The sequence below is a fragment of the Methylobacterium sp. ARG-1 genome, assembly GCF_001262595.1.
Lineage (GTDB): Bacteria > Pseudomonadota > Alphaproteobacteria > Rhizobiales > Beijerinckiaceae > Methylobacterium > Methylobacterium brachiatum.
Genome location: NZ_LHCD01000002.1, coordinates 254,072 through 269,109 on the forward strand (window position 1 = coordinate 254,072; position 15,038 = coordinate 269,109).

14 protein-coding genes are annotated in these 15,038 nt (G+C 71.3%); 6 read left to right on the top strand and 8 right to left on the bottom strand.

The window, feature by feature from the left end:
• Nucleotides 1–40: 40 nt before the first annotated feature.
• The 3 genes from AKJ13_RS03015 to AKJ13_RS03025 are packed head-to-tail and all read right to left on the bottom strand — an operon-like array spanning nucleotide 41 to nucleotide 3,852.
• Entirely contained in the window at nucleotides 41–1,708 is a 1,668-nt protein-coding gene (locus AKJ13_RS03015) for a glycosyltransferase (protein WP_050732016.1), read from the bottom strand.
• Between the two features lie 15 nt (nucleotides 1,709–1,723).
• The gene (locus AKJ13_RS03020; protein WP_050732017.1) at nucleotides 1,724–2,956 is read right to left on the bottom strand and encodes an ABC transporter ATP-binding protein; all 1,233 of its coding nucleotides are present in this window, start codon (nucleotides 2,954–2,956) and stop codon (nucleotides 1,724–1,726) included.
• Nucleotides 2,956–3,852: an ABC transporter permease gene (locus tag AKJ13_RS03025; RefSeq protein ID WP_050732018.1), complete on the bottom strand. Its 897-nt coding sequence runs from the start codon at nucleotides 3,850–3,852 to the stop codon at nucleotides 2,956–2,958. Before AKJ13_RS03025 ends, AKJ13_RS03020 begins: the two co-directional genes overlap by 1 nt.
• A 354-nt stretch (nucleotides 3,853–4,206) precedes the next feature.
• Here AKJ13_RS03025 and AKJ13_RS03030 point away from each other — a divergent pair, with 354 nt between their 5' ends.
• From AKJ13_RS03030 to AKJ13_RS03045, 4 genes are all read left to right on the top strand, one after another.
• Entirely contained in the window at nucleotides 4,207–5,286 is a 1,080-nt protein-coding gene (locus AKJ13_RS03030; protein ID WP_050732019.1) for a glycosyltransferase family 2 protein, read from the top strand.
• 216 nt (nucleotides 5,287–5,502) lie between these two features.
• The gene (gene gpmI / locus AKJ13_RS03035) at nucleotides 5,503–7,002 is read left to right on the top strand and encodes a 2,3-bisphosphoglycerate-independent phosphoglycerate mutase (RefSeq protein WP_200905581.1); all 1,500 of its coding nucleotides are present in this window, start codon (nucleotides 5,503–5,505) and stop codon (nucleotides 7,000–7,002) included.
• Nucleotides 7,003–7,154: 152 nt separating this feature from the next.
• Nucleotides 7,155–8,570: a polysaccharide biosynthesis C-terminal domain-containing protein gene (locus AKJ13_RS03040; protein WP_050732021.1), complete on the top strand. Its 1,416-nt coding sequence runs from the start codon at nucleotides 7,155–7,157 to the stop codon at nucleotides 8,568–8,570.
• 10 nt (nucleotides 8,571–8,580) lie between these two features.
• Nucleotides 8,581–9,735, top strand: a complete 1,155-nt coding sequence (locus AKJ13_RS03045; RefSeq protein WP_050732022.1) for a GNAT family N-acetyltransferase — start codon at nucleotides 8,581–8,583, stop codon at nucleotides 9,733–9,735.
• Here AKJ13_RS03045 and AKJ13_RS03050 read toward each other — a convergent pair.
• The 5 genes from AKJ13_RS03050 to AKJ13_RS03070 form a co-directional block, all read right to left on the bottom strand.
• A complete protein-coding gene (locus AKJ13_RS03050) occupies nucleotides 9,707–10,063 on the bottom strand; it encodes a hypothetical protein (protein ID WP_050732023.1) in 357 nt (118 codons plus the stop codon). The two genes, AKJ13_RS03045 and AKJ13_RS03050, sit on opposite strands and share 29 nt — an antisense overlap.
• Nucleotides 10,064–10,071: 8 nt before the next feature.
• Nucleotides 10,072–10,299 carry a hypothetical protein gene (locus AKJ13_RS03055; RefSeq protein WP_007567380.1) on the bottom strand — a complete coding sequence of 76 codons (228 nt, stop codon included), beginning with the start codon at nucleotides 10,297–10,299 and terminating at the stop codon, nucleotides 10,072–10,074.
• A gap of 317 nt (nucleotides 10,300–10,616) precedes the next feature.
• Nucleotides 10,617–12,050 carry a protein adenylyltransferase SelO gene (locus tag AKJ13_RS03060; protein ID WP_082316841.1) on the bottom strand — a complete coding sequence of 478 codons (1,434 nt, stop codon included), beginning with the start codon at nucleotides 12,048–12,050 and terminating at the stop codon, nucleotides 10,617–10,619.
• A 52-nt stretch (nucleotides 12,051–12,102) separates the two neighbouring features.
• Entirely contained in the window at nucleotides 12,103–12,582 is a 480-nt protein-coding gene (locus AKJ13_RS03065) for a tRNA (cytidine(34)-2'-O)-methyltransferase (protein ID WP_050732024.1), read from the bottom strand.
• A 60-nt stretch (nucleotides 12,583–12,642) separates the two neighbouring features.
• Nucleotides 12,643–13,269 carry a LysE family transporter gene (locus AKJ13_RS03070; RefSeq protein WP_050732025.1) on the bottom strand — a complete coding sequence of 209 codons (627 nt, stop codon included), beginning with the start codon at nucleotides 13,267–13,269 and terminating at the stop codon, nucleotides 12,643–12,645.
• 184 nt (nucleotides 13,270–13,453) lie between these two features.
• On the opposite strand from AKJ13_RS03070, the gene AKJ13_RS03075 reads away from it, so the two are divergent.
• Entirely contained in the window at nucleotides 13,454–14,425 is a 972-nt protein-coding gene (locus AKJ13_RS03075) for a LysR family transcriptional regulator (RefSeq protein ID WP_050732026.1), read from the top strand.
• Nucleotides 14,426–14,507: 82 nt separating this feature from the next.
• Nucleotides 14,508–15,011, top strand: coding sequence for a PRC-barrel domain-containing protein (locus AKJ13_RS03080; protein ID WP_050732027.1), 504 nt, complete (start codon nucleotides 14,508–14,510; stop codon nucleotides 15,009–15,011).
• Nucleotides 15,012–15,038 lie beyond the last annotated feature (27 nt).

The window sequence follows — 15,038 nt, forward strand, 5'->3', positions numbered from 1 at the left end:
TCTCGGGTCTCGGCTTGCGGAATGCGATGGTCCCGCCCGATCAACCGGCCCGCAGGAGCCCCGGCCGGTCCTTGACGTTGCGCACCAGCCATTCCGGCAGCAGCAGGCGCACCCGCTCCCAGGGCCCGGACAGATCGCCGGCCCGGCGCAGGGCCGCCCAGGAGGCGACGCGCTGCCGGAGGGGCAGCATGCCGATGTAGTTCTTGGTCATGCCCGAGACCGGGAAATCCGAGCCGAACATGTCCTGGTGGCGCAGGTCCGGCTCGCCGAGATGGGGCGCCTCGGCAATCACCGGCCCGGCATCCGGCGCGAGCCGGGGCAGCGCCCGGGCTTGGGCGTAGACCGCGTCGAGCCCGGCGAGCCAGCTCGCGGGCGCGTAGAGGCGCGCGATGGCGGCGCTGATCCCGGATCCCGCGGCCCGGCGGGCCTCCGCGTCGGTGATCAGCGCGGTCAGGTGGGCCTCGTATTCAGCTTGGTCGCGGGCGACCCGTGCCGTGGCGTCGAGCCCCGGATGATTGATCGCCACGATCTCGGCCGCCTCGGGCGCCTCGAAACGCGTCACCAGCGGCAGCCCGTAGGCTGCGGCTTCGAGCATCGAGGTCGAGGACACGAACGGGTAGGAATCCACGTAGATGTCCGCCGCCTCGAAGAACACCCGCGGATCCGCCTGCTCCGCATAGGCGGTGATGCGCCCGCCTGTGGCCGCCTGCGCCGGAGCCCAGTCGGCCCGCTCGCCGGCGCCGACCACGATCAGGCGGGCATTCGGGTGCGCGGCCAGCAGGGCGACATGGCGGTCCGCGTAGGTGATGGGCCCGACATTGCGGTACTTCGCGCCGCGCGCCACTGAGACCAGGAGGGTGTTCTCCTCCGGGATGCCGAGGGCACGCTTGGCGGCGGCCCGGGTGCGCTGACGTTCGGGTAGGGTGATCAGGGTCGGGAGCAGGAGGTTCCGGGCCGGGTCGATGCCGCGCCGCGTGTTCGCCAGCCGGCGGGCGGCCTCGCGCAGGTTGATCACCGCGTGGCTGATCCGCGCCCCGATCCAGAACAGGTGATCGGCATGGTTGAGCAGCAGCACCGGCGGATGCTTCGCCGGATCCGCAAACGCGATCAGCGGGACCACATCCTCGCAATGGATGTGGAGGACGACGACGTCGTAGTCGCGCGCGACCCGGCGCAACTCCCGCGCCCAGGCGAGCTTGCCGCCCTGCCGGTGGTTCAGGTGGTGGATCGTGCCGCCGCTCGCCCGCACAGCCCCGGTGATGCGGGCATCGACCGGCCCGCGGTGCTGGGTCAGGGCGAGCCCGTTGGTCCGGTTGGCATCGGCGCCGATCCAGAGGGCCAGCATCTTCGTCAGGCCGCCCACCGGGGCGAGCTGCGTGCAGACGTGGAGGACGCGGCAGAACGGGACCGGCTCCGGGGCCGGCCCATGGTCGGCTCGCGGCTCCAGCCGCCGGCCGATCTCGGCAGTGACGCGCTCCAGGCGCGGGCTCGCGAACACGCCGCAATGGCGATGGGCCGCCACCGTCGCCGCGATGGCGGCCTCGACGGCGGCCCCTTCCAGGTCGCCGGACGCCGCGCGCCTTTCCGCCTCCCGCACGCGGGCATCGAAGGCCGAGAAGTTCGCCCGGATCCGCCCGGCCCGCCGGGCGGTCTCATCGTCGGCGCCCCGTGCCCCGTCGTGGTGGTGCCCTGACGCAATCGTGGCCATCGTGCTCTCCGGGCTTCAGCGATGCGGAGCGGGATCCGCCGTCCAGGTGCCGGGCATGTGGAAGACGCCGAACACGTCGGGGGCGAAGACCGGGTGCTCGATGTGGAAGCGGGCGCCGATTCGCGCGGCGAGCAGGCGCTCGAAACCCCGCTGCCGGACCACCACCGAGACCGTGTAGGTGTCGGCGTTCAAGGTCAGCGGCGGCGTCAGCAGCTCGATCGTGCCTTCCCCGGACAGGGTCTGCAGCTTGGCGCGGTCCGTCATCGTGCTGAAGTTGCAGCAGAGCAGCTCGTCCGACCGGGTGACCGAGAACAGGACATGCGGGTCGGCGATCGGCTCCGAGGCGGTGTAGCGCACCGTGATCCGCATCCGCTCGCCGTGCCGGAACAAGGTCTTCGGCGCCCCGGATTCGTCGGCGACCGTCACCTCGCGGATCTCCACCGGATGGTGGCCGCCCTCCGGTTTGAACCACGGCGCGTCGGCTAGGTAGCTGTCCCGCTCGTAGTGGTGCAGGCCCTCGTCGGTGGGGCCGTCGAAGGCGACGCGGCCGTTCTTGATGTAGATGACCCGCTCGCACATGGTCTTCACGCTGAACATGTTGTGCGAGACGAGCAGGATCGTCGAGCCCTTGGTCTGCAGGCGCCGGGCGAAATCGATGCACTTCTTCTGGAAGGTGTAGTCGCCGACCGCCAGGACCTCGTCGAGGAGCAGGATGTCGGGCTCCAGATGCGCGGCGACCGAGAAGGCCAGCCGGACATACATGCCGCTGGAATAGCGCTTCACCGGCATGTCGATGAAGTCGCCGATCTCCGAGAACTCGACGATCGCGTCGAACTTCTCGGCGATCTCCTGGCGGTGCATGCCCAGGATCGAGCCGTAGAGGAAGATGTTCTCGCGGCCGGTGAGCTCCCGGTGGAAGCCGGTGCCGACTTCGAGCAGGGCCCCGACCCGGCCGACCAGCTTGATGCTGCCGGTGGTCGGCGCGGCGATCCGCGAGATCAGCTTGAGCAGGGTGCTCTTCCCAGCCCCGTTCATCCCGATGATGCCGACATTCTCGCCGTGCTTGATGCCGAAGCTGACATCCTTGAGGGCCCAGAAGCCCTCCTTGGACGGGCGCGCCGCGGACCGGCGCGTCACCAAGCCCCGCGCGCCCGCGATGAGCGCCTCGCGCAGGGAGTTCTCGTGCGTGGCCCGCGGGGCGCGCCAGTATTGCTTGCCGATATCCTGTACGCTGATCGCCATCGACATCAGATTATATCCGCGAAGGAGCGCTCCATGCGCTGAAAGAAGATCAGTCCGGTGAACAGCAGCACGGATGCGGCCGTGACCGAGACGGCGAGCGCGAACAGGTCGGGGGCGGTTCCGCCGAGGATTGCGAACCGGAACGCCTCGATCAGCCCGACCATGGGGTTCAGCGCGTAGACCCAGCGCACCGAGTCCGGGACGATGCTCGCCGCGTAGACGATGGGCGAGGCGTACATCCAGATCTGGATGAGGAACGGCAGGGTGTGCTTGACGTCCCGGAACCGGACGTTGACCGGCCCGAGCCAGAGGCTCACCCCGAGCGCCAGCATCGCCGTGACCGCGAGCGTCGGGATCGCGAAGACGATGTGCCAGCCCGGCACCACCCCGTACCAGAGCATCAGCGCCAGCAGCACCACGAGCGCGATGGCGAAGTCGACCATCGGCGACACCACGGTGGCGAGCGGGATCACCAGGCGCGGGAAGTAGATCTTGCGGATGAGCTCGGCCTCGGTGACGAGGCCGGTGGCGCTCCGACGCACCGACTCGGCGAAGTAGGTCCACAGGATGATGGCGCTTCCGGCAAACAGCGCGTAGGGCGCCCCGTCGGTGGGGATCTTGGCGAAGTGGCCGAAGATGACGGTGAAGATCGCCACCGTGAACAGCGGCTGGGCGATGGCCCAGCAGGCGCCCAGGGCGGTCTGGCGATAGAGCACCTTTAGGTCGCGCAGGATCAGGACCCACAGCAACCCGCGGTAGCGCCAGACACTTCCGGCATCGAACGCCACGAGCCGGTCATCCGGAAGGATCTCGGTGACCGGCATCGCGGCCGATTCTGATGTCGGCCCGACAAGCCCGTGTTTCGGCGCATCGAGCGCGAGCGCGTCCAAAGAGTCCATCATTCCAGGCGATCCCGCACGGCGATCGGTGCTTGCGGGATCCGCGCGGCGCTCGGCTGCCGGGGCGGCGATCCCACTGAGCCGAGCTATCATCGCGGTCGGCCGGGACGAATTACACCTTTCGTCGTATCGAGGTTGCCGACTGAAGAGGTGGTTGTGGTTAACCACCGTATTGGCTGCTTATGACGACAGAAAAGACCTCAGGCGTGGGACGGCGCCTCTGTCGAGACCGGCTCGGCCGGCCCGGGCCATCGCGTCGGGCGTGCGAGCCGCCTTGGCCGAGGTTGGGCGCTGCCTCCGGAACGGGGCCACCGCGGGTCCGGCGAAAGATCGGGCCCCGGTCTCAGGAGAACCGCCATGAACGATGCTTCGGACGATGGTTCGGACGGCGCCGGCATTCCGCTCGTGACGATCGCCATGCCAGCCTTGAACGAGGCCCGTCACATCGCCGAGGCGATCCGCTCGGTGATGCCGGCGTCCGGCACGCTCCCCTGCGAGTTGCTGGTGATGGATGGCGGCAGCAGCGACGAGACCTGCGCGATCGTCCGGGCGCTGAGCGCCGAGGACCCGCGGATCCAGCTGATCCACAACGCCCGGCGCATCCAGGCCTCGGGCCTCAACCTGGCAGCGCGGCTCGCGGATTCCCGCTCCACCTATCTCGTGCGCGCCGATTGCCACGCCGCCTATCCCGAGCACTGGGTGCGGGACCTCGTGCAGACCATCCGCCTGCGCGAGGCGGTCTCGGTGGTCGTGCCGCTGCGGACGATCGGGGTGACGCCCCTGCAGCGGGCCATCGCGGCGGCGCAGAACAGCCGGCTCGGCAATGGCGGCTCGGCGCATCGCCTGGGCGGGATCTCGGGCTACGTCTCCCACGGCCACCACGCCATCTTCGACCGGCGCGAGTTCCTGCGGGTCGGCGGCTACGACGAGAGCTTCTCCCACAACGAGGATGCCGAGCTCGACCGCCGGCTATGCGCCGCCGGCGGCAGGATCTATCTCGCGGCCGATCTCGCCGTGACCTATTTCCCCCGCGCGACCCTGTTCAGCCTGACGCGGCAATACTTCCTGTACGGCCGCGGCTGCGCCCGGACCCTGGAGAAGCATGCCAGCCTGCCGCGGTTGCGCCAGATGCTCCCGCCCCTGGTCCTGCTTTACGGCGTCGCCGCCCTGGCCCTCGTTACGGTCGCGCCGGCGCTGCTGATCCTGCTGGCGGTCTACGCGGGCGGCTGCGGGTTGAGCGGCCTCGCGCTGGCGCTCAAGGCGCGGGAGCCGATGCTGGTCATGAGCGGGCCGGCGGCGATCGCGATGCACCTGGCCTGGGCCGCCGGGTTCCTGTCGCATCGGGGTTATCGCCGCACGCTGCTGCGGACTGCGCTACGCCGGAAGCCGCCCCTGCTCGGCGTCCCGCCCGGATCGGACCCGGCGAGCGTCAATTGACGGGGCTTCCGCGAGCGGGCCGCGCGAATCCGGTGTCAGAAGCCGGACGCCGTCCCGTATCCGTCGCCGAATCCTATCCAGGGCTGTAGTCGCGCGCGGCCAAGCCGATTATCGACACGCGCATCTTTCCGGACCTCATGGAGCCCGGAAGCCGCAATGTGCCGTGACCGGCTTTGGAGTGTTGTGACCGTGCCCGACAGGACCCCGCGCCCCGTAATGCTCGTGATCCTCGACGGTTGGGGACTCCGGGACGCGGTCGCCGACAATGCCGTGCTTCAGGCGCGCACCCCCGTCTTCGACGCCCTGATGCGGGAGCGTCCCCGGGCGCGCCTGCAGACCTACGGGACGGATGTCGGCCTGCCCGAGGGGCAGATGGGCAATTCCGAGGTCGGGCATCTGAATATCGGCGCCGGCCGGGTGGTCATGCAGGACCTGCCGCGGATCGACGCCGCCGTCGCGGACGGCTCGCTCGCCACCAACCCGGCGCTCGTCCGGTTCATCGACGCGCTGCGCGCGAGCGGCGGCACCTGCCATCTCGTCGGCCTGCTCTCGCCCGGGGGCGTCCATGCCCACCAGGACCATGCGGTGGCGCTGGCCCGGGTTCTGGTCGAGGCCGGCGTGCCGGTCCGCCTCCACGCCTTCACGGACGGGCGCGACATGCCGCCCCGTTCCGCCGCTGCCTGCTTCGAGACCGTGGAGGCCGCGCTCCCCGAGGGCGCGCGCATCGCCACCCTGTGCGGCCGCTACTACGCCATGGACCGAGACCGGCGCTGGGAGCGGGTGACGCTCGCCTACGACGCGGTGATCGCCGCGCGCGGCGCCCCGTTCGCGAGCGCCGCGGAGGCGATCGCCGCCTCCTATGCGGACGGCCTGTCCGACGAGTTCCTGCGGCCCGCCATCATCGGCGACTATGCCGGCATGAACGACGGCGACGGCGTGCTGAGCTTCAACTTCCGCGCCGACCGGACCCGGCAGATCCTCGAAGCCCTGCTCGACCCGGCCTTCACGGGTTTCGCGCGCACCCGGACGGTCCGGTTCGCCGCCGCCCTCGGGATCGTCCAGTACAGCGTCGAGATCGACGCCTTCGCCGACACCCTGTTCGGCCCGCTCGACCTGCCGAACGGCCTCGGCGAGACCGTCTCCCGGGCCGGGCGCACCCAGCTGCGCATGGCCGAGACCGAGAAATACCCCCACGTCACCTACTTCATGAACGGCGGCCGCGAGGCGCCGTTCGAGGGCCAGGACGCGATCCTGATTCCGTCGCCGAAGGTCGCGACCTACGACCTGCAGCCGGAGATGTCGGCCGCGGAGCTAACCGACCGGGCCGTGGAGGCGATCGGCTCCGGCCGCTACGACATGATCCTCCTGAACTTCGCCAATCCCGACATGGTCGGCCATACCGGCAGCCTCGCCGCGGCCGTGAAGGCGGTGGAGACGGTCGATACCTGCCTCGGCCGGGTGGTCGACGCGATCACGGCGAGCGGTGGGGCCCTGCTCGTCACCGCCGACCACGGCAATTGCGAGATGATGCGCGACCCGGAGACCGGCGAGCCGCATACCGCTCACACGCTCAACCCGGTGCCGGTGACGCTCGTCGGCGTCGACGGCGTGACGCTCTCCGACGGCCGCCTGGCCGATGTCGCGCCGACTCTCCTCGACCTGATGGGCCTCGACCAGCCCGCCGAGATGACCGGGCGGTCGCTGATCCGCCGGTGAGCGGGCCGGCGAGGCAGCGCCTGCCGGCGTGCTGGTTCGAAGCAACGTCGTCTTAAAGTATCGTTCAGGTGTCCGGAACGATGCTCTAACGCTTGCGCCCTATAAGGGTTATCGCCGGACCGGCGACCCTTATGACGCGTGATGCGTAGGACATGATTGCCCGGCACAGCCTGATCTATGTCGGCTCGCGCGGCTTCGCCGCCGCCCTGAACATGGCCTCCGTGGCGGTGTTCACCCGGCTCGCGCCGGTGGAGAACTACGGCACCTACCTATACGTCCTGTCCTGGGCGCTGGTGCTCTACGGGGCGACCTGCCAGTGGCCGAAATTCGCGTTCTTCGCCCTCTACGACGAGGCCCGCGAGCCGGCGCAGGTCGGCACCGTGGTGCGGATCCTGGGCGGCACGCTGCTGCTCGCCGGCCTAGGCAGCGCGTTCGCGGCCGGGCTTGGGCTGGTCCCCGCCCCTATGGCGGCGGCGATCCTGGCGCTCGCCTTCGGCACGACCCTGTTCGAGGGGGCCACGGAGATCGCCCGCACGCGCCTCAAGGCCGGGGCGGTGGCGGCCTCGGTGATGAGCCGGGCCGTGCTGATCCTCGGCTTGGGCAGCCTGGCGCTGCACCTGTCCACCGATCCGCTGCATCTCGCTTTTGCGGTGGCCGCCGCGAACGCCCTGGCGGCGCTGCCGGCCGCGATCACCATCGCCCCGATGATGCCCGGCCGCGGCAGCCGGGCCGAGGCGCTGCGCCTCTTCGCCTATGGCTGGCCGCTGGTCCTCTCGTTCGGGACGGCGGCCCTCGCCCAGAGCCTTGACCGGCTGATCATCGCCAAGACGGTGGGGCCCGCGGGGCTCGGCGCCTACGGGGCGCTGGCCGACTTCCTGAAGCAGAGCTTCATCGTGTTCGGTGAGGCGATCGCTTTGTCGCTGATCTCCATCGCCAAGCGCGAAGCACGGATCGGCGGCATCGCGGCCGCCTCCGGGGTTCTGAGCGACGCCGCCCGGGCCATGACCCTGATCGCCGCCTTCGGGGCGGTGTTCTTCCTGTGCTTCGACGACCTCGTGGTCGCGGTGCTGCTCGGGCCGGATTACCGGGCGGAGGCGCGAGCGCTCGCCCCGGTCCTGATCCTGGCCAGCATCCTGATGATGTTCCGGGCCTATTATTTCGGGCAGGTGATCTACTTCACCCGCACCAGCCAGCTCGAGGCGGCGGCGGCCTTCGCCACTCTGGCGGTGGTGGCAATCCTGTCCCTGCTGCTGATCCCGAGATTCGGGGCTTCCGGGGCGGCGCTCGCCTTCGCGGGCGGGCAGGCGGCGGCCTGCCTGGTGCTGGTGCTCGGCGCCTACCGAGCCGGCACCACGATGCCGCTGCCGCTCGCCGACATGGCGGGGATTGCGGGCGCCGCCCTGGTTTGCGGCGCGGTCATCGCCGGGATCGGCCTGGTCCCGGGGGGGCTGATGCCGCCGGGTCAGGCCCTGCGGCTGGTCCTGCTGGTCGTCGGGGCGGGGGCGACCGCCTGGCACTTCGACGTGCTCGGCTTTGCCGGCGCGATCCGCCACCGGCTCGCGGCCTGACGGGCGCGCCATGCCGGTCACTGCGACGCTTCCCGGCGGCCTCGTCGCCGCGGTTCGACCCCTCGATCCCGCCGCCGCCTGGATCCCGGCCTGGCGGGCGCTCGGCGCGCAGGCGCGGATCCGCAACCCGTTCTACGAGGCCGGCTACGCGCTGGCGGCCCGAAAATCCTTCGGCGCCGGTATCCGTCTCCTGATCGTCGCCGACCGTCCGCCCGAGGCGCCGGGCGCGCGGTTCCTGGCCGCCTGGCCGTTCCGGGTGTCGTGGCGCCGCTGGGGCGTGCCGCTTCCGGTGCTGATGGGCTGGACCCACGGCTATGGCCCCTTCGGCGCCCCGCTGTTCGACGCCGCCGACCCGGAGGCCGGCCTCGCGGGACTGCTCGCCGCGCCGCGGGCGCTCGGCCTGCCGCCGCGGCTGTTCCTGCCGAACGCGCCCGCGGATGGTCCGCTCGTCGACCTGCTGGCCGCGTGCGGGATGCGGCAGGCGGCCTACTGGCCGCATGAACGCGGTCTGCTCGACGTCACCGGCCGGTCGATGCCGGCGCGGGCGACGTATCTCGACCACCTCTCCGGCAAGCGCCGGCGCAAGCTGCGCCTCGCTCGGCAGCGGCTGGAGGCCGCGGGCCCCGTCGCGCTCGAGATCCTGCACGCCCCCGCGGTGCTCGACCGCGCCCTGGACGACCACGTCGCCCTGGAGGCGGCGGGCTGGAAGGGCCGGGCCGGCACCGGCCTGGGGCAGCGGCCCGACGAGGTCGCGTTCCTGCGCGCCGCCCTGGCCGATCTCGGGGCCGAGGGGCGTGTGCGCGTCGCCCGGCTGCGCCGGGACGACCGGATCCTCGCTTCCGCGATCCTGCCGCTCACCGGCCCCGAGGCCTGGGTACTCAAGATCGCCCACGACGAGGCCGACCCGGAGGCCGCCCCCGGGGTGCAGCTCGTCCACCGCCTGACCGAGGCGGTGCTGGCCGGGGCGGGGATAGACCGGATCGACTCCTGCGCCCCACCGGATTTCGCCCTCGGCTCGACCTTCTGGACGGAGCGGCGCCCGATCGCCCACCTCTTGGTCGAGGCCGGGCGCGACCCGCTGTTCCCGCTGGCGCGAAGCCTGGAGCGCGCCCGTGAGCGCGTCGCCCGAGCGCGCCTCACCAGCCGAAGCGGGCGATCTGCGTGAGTCGGGCCTGCGCTGCCGCCTCGTCGCGGCCGATGCGCGCGATCCGCTCGGACAGGGCGTAGCAGGGCGCGCAGAACGGCAGCTGGATCAGCGCCATGCCCTCACCCCGAGCCCGATTGACCGAGGCGATCAGGCAGGGGATGACCGGCTCGTCCGCCGGCGTTCCGAGGCAGTCGGCCCGCGGGCTGCCGAAGACCGGGCGGTTCGGCCAAGTCAGCTGCAGCGTCGTGCCGCCGCGCCGGTCGGGGGCCGGCGCCAGGGTGTAGCTGCGCAGGAACAGCACGCCGGTGAGCAGGACGAGCCCGGGCAGGATCAGGGCGGCGCGCATCGGCCGGTTCAATCGGCCGAGTCGAAGCGGCTGCGAAAGAACACCTCGCGGCCGGCGCCGTCGATCACCCGCACGGCCTGGGCCGGCTCGCCGGAGCGCTGGGGGACGCGGGCACGGGCGAACAGGCGCAGGGCCCGCTCCTGGGCGGTCTCCAGGCTGCCGACGCGCACGGAGATCCGCGTCTGGACCTCGTCCGCTTCGGGACCGAGGACTTCGATGTGGAAGGTCTCGCGCAACGGCACCTGCCTGAGTTCGAGAACGCCCGCCGCCGGACCAGCCCCGGTTCGGCGTTGGCGCGGGGCTGGACCCGCAATCGGAGACGACCTTGGAGCCAAGTCCAATTGCAACGCGGTCAAGGGCGGCTCTAAGAGGGGCGCCCCCGACATAGGGGAGATTGTTCGAGGAGTCCCGTGGACCCGCTCAAGGCTGCCGCCGCGACTGCCGTCTGCCTCGTCCTGTTCTGGCTGGCCTTCCGGCTGACCCGCCGCCTCGTCGATATGGCCATCGCGGGGGGCTACGCCGAGGAGCGCCGACGGCTGGCGGAAGAGGAGGCTCAGGCTGCTGCCGCGGGCGACGTGCCGCAGGCCTCGGCCATCTGCGCCACCGCGGCGAGCTTGGCGGTGAACAGCGACCAATCGTCGGCCTCCGCGATCGGTGCCCAGAGCGCCTCGACCTCCTCGATCAGCATCGTGCAGGGCGCGCCCGCGAAATAGGGGTGGTCGGGCCGCGCGCCCGGGGCCGGGGCCAGCGCGTCGAGCGCCGCCCGCACCGGCGCGAAGGCCTCCGACCGGTAATGGCCGGCGCTCGGGCCGGCCTCAGCACGCTCCGCGCTCGCTGGGCCGCCGTACCAGTCGAAGAAGAACCGCTCGAACGGCGCGCGGGTCTCGGCCAGGAACCGCCAGACCGCCGAGACCAGCCGGTCGGTCTCGGGCCGCGACGCCTCCGCCAAGCCCAGCCGGCCGAACAGGGCCTTCGCGAAGGCCTCCTGCAGGGCGGGGCCGAAGCCCGACAGGGCGCCCTCGAGCCGCGTCTGCGGGGCCAGCGTCAGGAGGCAGTCGGCCAGCCGGGCGAGGTTCCAGAACAGCGCCTCCGGCTGGCGGCCGAAGCTGAAGAGGCCGGTCTCGTCGAAATAGGCGGCGGTGAAGTCCGGGTCGTAATGCGGCAGGAACCGCCAGGGGCCGTAATCGAAGCTCTCGCCGGTGACGTTGATGTTGTCGGTGTTGAGCACCCCGTGGACGAAGCCCGCCGCCGCCCATTGCGCGCCGAGCCGGGCGACCCGGGCGACCACGTCCCCCAGAAAGGCGACGCCCCGATCCTCCAGGCTGTCGCGCCAGAGCTCGGGCCGGTGGGTCGCGAGGGTGTGGTCGAGCAGCCGGGCGATGTTGTCGGGCTCGCCCAGCGCCCGGAAGCGCTGGAAGCTGCCGATCCGGATATGCCCGTGGGAGAGCCGCACCAGCACGCTGGACCGGGCCGGGGAGGGCTCGTCGCCGCGCACGAGATCCTCGCCGGTCTCGATCAGGCTGAAGCTCTTCGAGGTATAGACACCCTGCGCTTCCAGCAGCGCGGTCGCCAGAACCTCGCGCACGCCGCCCTTGAGGGTGAGCCGCCCGTCGGCGCCGCGGGACCAGGGCGTGGTGCCGCTGCCCTTGGTGCCGAGATCGAGCAGCCGTCCGTCCTTGAGGTCGTGCACTTGCGCGAACAGGAAGCCGCGTCCGTCGCCGAGCTCGGGATTGTACGAGCGGAACTGGTGGCCGTGGTAGCGCAGCGCCAGCGGCGTCTCGAAGCTGCCGGGCAGCGGCTCGAACCGGCCGAAATGGCCGATCCAGTCCGCCTCCGAGAGGCCGGCGAGGCCGACGCGCGCGGCCCAGGCCTGGTTGCGGTAGCGCAGGATCGTCGCGGGGAAGCGCGCGGCCGCCACGGGATCGGAGAAGGCCGGGCCCAGATCGGCGTGGCGCCGGGAGGGCCTGTAGGGTGCGGGTTCGGTCATGCGGCGCGTCTCCCGGGCTGGCGGCGCGGGTGCTACCGACGACCCGCCCCTATCAAGCCGACGGGGCGCGATCCGGTTCGAACCCGGCGGTCTGCCGCAGGGCCTCGCCGGCGATCATCGCGGCCGCGACCGCGACGTTGAGCGAGCGCAGGCCCGCCCGGATCGGCACCACTACCCGCGCATCGGCGGCCGCGTGGACGGCGTCAGGCACGCCGGCCGATTCACGCCCGACCATGACGCAATCGTCCGGGCGGAACGCGAACTCCGTGTGGGGCCGGGCGCCTGCCGTGGTGGCCAGCACGAGCCGCAGGCCGGCCTCGGCCCGCCAGGCCTCGAAGGCCGAAAACGAGCGGTGCCGGGTGATCGCCACGTGGTCAAGGTAATCGAGGCCCGCGCGGCGCAGGTGCCGGTCCGAGACGTCGAAGCCCGCGGGCTCGACGATCTCGACCGCCAGCCCGAGGCAGGCGGCCATCCGCAGCATCGTGCCGGTGTTCTGGGGGATGTCGGGTTGGTAGAGGGCGAGGCGCAGCATGGGGCCAGGCTTGTGATCGGCCGGCGCCCCGCCGTCAAAGCGGCGCGCTCCCGGCCCAGGCTACAGCATGCCGCCCGGCTGGTTGACGTACAGAAGCATCGTCCCGAACAGCGTGAGGACGACGCCGATCGCCCGGTTGAACAGGATCTGGCGGCGCAGGACGAAGGCGCGGACGCCCGGCTTCGAGAGGTACGACGAGACCAGGGCGAACCACGCCAGGTGGGACAGCGAGATGAACAGGCCCCAGGCGATCTGCTGCCGAAACGGCGCGTCCGCGCCCAGCGCCTGGCTGTAGATGCTGATCACGAAGATGGAGGTCTTCGGATTGAGCCCGTTCGTGAGCAAGCCGGTGACGACGCCGCGCGCGGTGAAAGCGGCGGGACGCCCGGCGGCATCCGGCTCGGCCGCCCGGCGGCGCAGGACCATCGAGGCGCCCATGTAGATCAGATAGGCGGCGCCCAGGATCCTGATGATGCCGAAGGCGTGGGGGAGCGTGCGCTCGATCAGGGCGATCCCGAGGATCGCGTAGGCGACGTGAAACCAGCACGCGATCGCGATCCCGGTGCTGACCGCGAGGCCCGCCTGACGGCCGTACAGGCAGCTGTTGCGCGACACCATGGCGAAATCGGCGCCGGGGCTCAGCACGGCCAGCCAGACGACGGGGACGATCAGAGCGGCCTGCTCCATCGCGGACTCCTCAAGGATCGCGGGCCCGGCCGCGCATCGTCGCCGACGCGGATGGCTGGAGTCTCGCGGTTGCCGGACCGGGACCGCATGTCCTGCGGTCGCTGCGGTCGGCTCATGGAAGCACGGGCGCCGGATTGAGAAAATCGAGTTGCTCTCACCGGGAAGCGTGAGGAAAACTCACCGCATGGATGCCCCGGACCCCATGCGCGCGCGCCTGCCGCAACTCGGCGCATTGCGGGTGTTCGAATCGGCCGCCCGCCACGGGAGCCTGACCCGGGCCGCGGAGGAGCTTCACGTCACCCACGGCGCCGTCAGCAAGCAGATCAAGAACCTCGAGGCGGATCTCGGCGCGGCGCTGTTCATCCGCAGAAACCGGGGCGTGTTCCTGACGGAGCGGGGACGCGCGCTGGCCGCCCGGCTGCGGGGCATCTTCGGCGATCTGGAGGATGCGCTCGCCGACTTCCGCGCCGGGGAGCCCCGGCAACCGCTGGTCGTGTCCTGCGAGCCGACCCTGTGCCTGAAATTCCTGATCCCGAGCCTCGGCGCGTTCCTGCAGGACACCGGGATCGAGGTGCGGGTGCTGGCGGCCGGGGGGCGCATCGATTTCCGGCGGGACCATGTCGATCTCGCCATCCGCCGGAACGACTTCGCGATCGACGGCACGCTGCATGCCCGGGTGATCTGCGACGAGGCGATGGGACCGGTCTGCAGCCCGGAGGCCCTGCCGAGATTCGAGGCCGATCCGGGCCGGTTCCACCTGCCGGCCCTCCATACCCGCAGCCGGCCCGATGCCTGGGCGGCCTGGACGCGCCTGAACCGTCCGGCGATCGCCTGCACCGCGGACATGACCTACGAGCATTTCTACCTGGCGATCGAGGCGGCTCTGGCCGGGCAGGGCGTCGCCCTGGCCTCGATCCACATGGTCGGGCGCGATCTGGCGGCCGGGCGCCTGTGCGGCCCCTGCGGATTCTGGCCGGACGGCACGCAATACGTTGCCCTCTCGGCCCATCCGATCGACCGGGACGAGCGGGCGACCCGCTTCGTAGCGTGGCTCTCGGCACGCATGAACGCGACGCTCGCGACGGTGATGCCGCCGACCGCCGAGTCCCGGGACGCGGAGCCGGCAAAGGGGCACGCAATCGGCAGGACGCGATGAAAATCGGCGGAACTTACGCTGCGCCAAAGGCTTAAGGCGGCGCCACCTTCGTTTGCGATCCCTGTCCGAAAGTCCTGACCCGATGCGCACTCCGTTCCTCGCCTCGGCCCTTCTGCTGGCCGGCCTCGCAACCGCCGCGGCGCAGAATGCCAGCCCGGCCCCGAATGCCGGCGCGCCGGCGACGCCGGTCCCCGGTCAGCCGGCCACCATGGCCGACAACCTGCGCCCGACCTTCGTGGCCCAGACCCCCGACGACATGGTCGCCAGCAAGCTGATCGGGGCCAACGTCACCAACGCGGCCAACGACACGATCGGGCAGATCGCCGACTTCGTCCTCGACCAGAAGGGCAGCGTGAAGGCCTGGATCATCGGCGTCGGCGGCTTCCTGGGGATCGGCTCGAAGTACGTGGCCGTCGACCCGTCGGTGATGAAGCTCGACCGGACCGACGACAAGACGCTCCAGGCCCGCATCGACACGACCAAGGATCAGCTGAAGGCCGCGCCGGAATACATCTATCTCGGCAAGGAGCCGCCGAAGGGCGCCGCGGCCGCCCCGCCCGCCGGAGAGCCCGCCGCCAAGCCCTGACATTCAAGCCCTGACATCAGGTCCCAG

Bases quoted from the DNA above. Each gene is read 5' to 3' on its own strand.
- AKJ13_RS03075 (WP_050732026.1), top strand. From the start codon at position 13,454: ATGGATGCCCCGGACCCCATGCGCGCGCGCCTGCCGCAACTCGGCGCA.
- AKJ13_RS03015 (WP_050732016.1), bottom strand. From the start codon at position 1,708: ATGGCCACGATTGCGTCAGGGCACCACCACGACGGGGCACGGGGCGCC.
- AKJ13_RS03050 (WP_050732023.1), bottom strand. From the start codon at position 10,063: ATGCGCGCCGCCCTGATCCTGCCCGGGCTCGTCCTGCTCACCGGCGTG.
- AKJ13_RS03025 (WP_050732018.1), bottom strand. From the start codon at position 3,852: ATGATGGACTCTTTGGACGCGCTCGCGCTCGATGCGCCGAAACACGGG.
- AKJ13_RS03070 (WP_050732025.1), bottom strand. From the start codon at position 13,269: ATGGAGCAGGCCGCTCTGATCGTCCCCGTCGTCTGGCTGGCCGTGCTG.
- AKJ13_RS03060 (WP_082316841.1), bottom strand. From the start codon at position 12,050: ATGACCGAACCCGCACCCTACAGGCCCTCCCGGCGCCACGCCGATCTG.
- AKJ13_RS03045 (WP_050732022.1), top strand. From the start codon at position 8,581: ATGCCGGTCACTGCGACGCTTCCCGGCGGCCTCGTCGCCGCGGTTCGA.
- AKJ13_RS03030 (WP_050732019.1), top strand. From the start codon at position 4,207: ATGAACGATGCTTCGGACGATGGTTCGGACGGCGCCGGCATTCCGCTC.
- AKJ13_RS03040 (WP_050732021.1), top strand. From the start codon at position 7,155: ATGATTGCCCGGCACAGCCTGATCTATGTCGGCTCGCGCGGCTTCGCC.
- AKJ13_RS03080 (WP_050732027.1), top strand. From the start codon at position 14,508: ATGCGCACTCCGTTCCTCGCCTCGGCCCTTCTGCTGGCCGGCCTCGCA.
- gpmI (WP_200905581.1), top strand. From the start codon at position 5,503: ATGCTCGTGATCCTCGACGGTTGGGGACTCCGGGACGCGGTCGCCGAC.
- AKJ13_RS03020 (WP_050732017.1), bottom strand. From the start codon at position 2,956: ATGTCGATGGCGATCAGCGTACAGGATATCGGCAAGCAATACTGGCGC.
- AKJ13_RS03065 (WP_050732024.1), bottom strand. From the start codon at position 12,582: ATGCTGCGCCTCGCCCTCTACCAACCCGACATCCCCCAGAACACCGGC.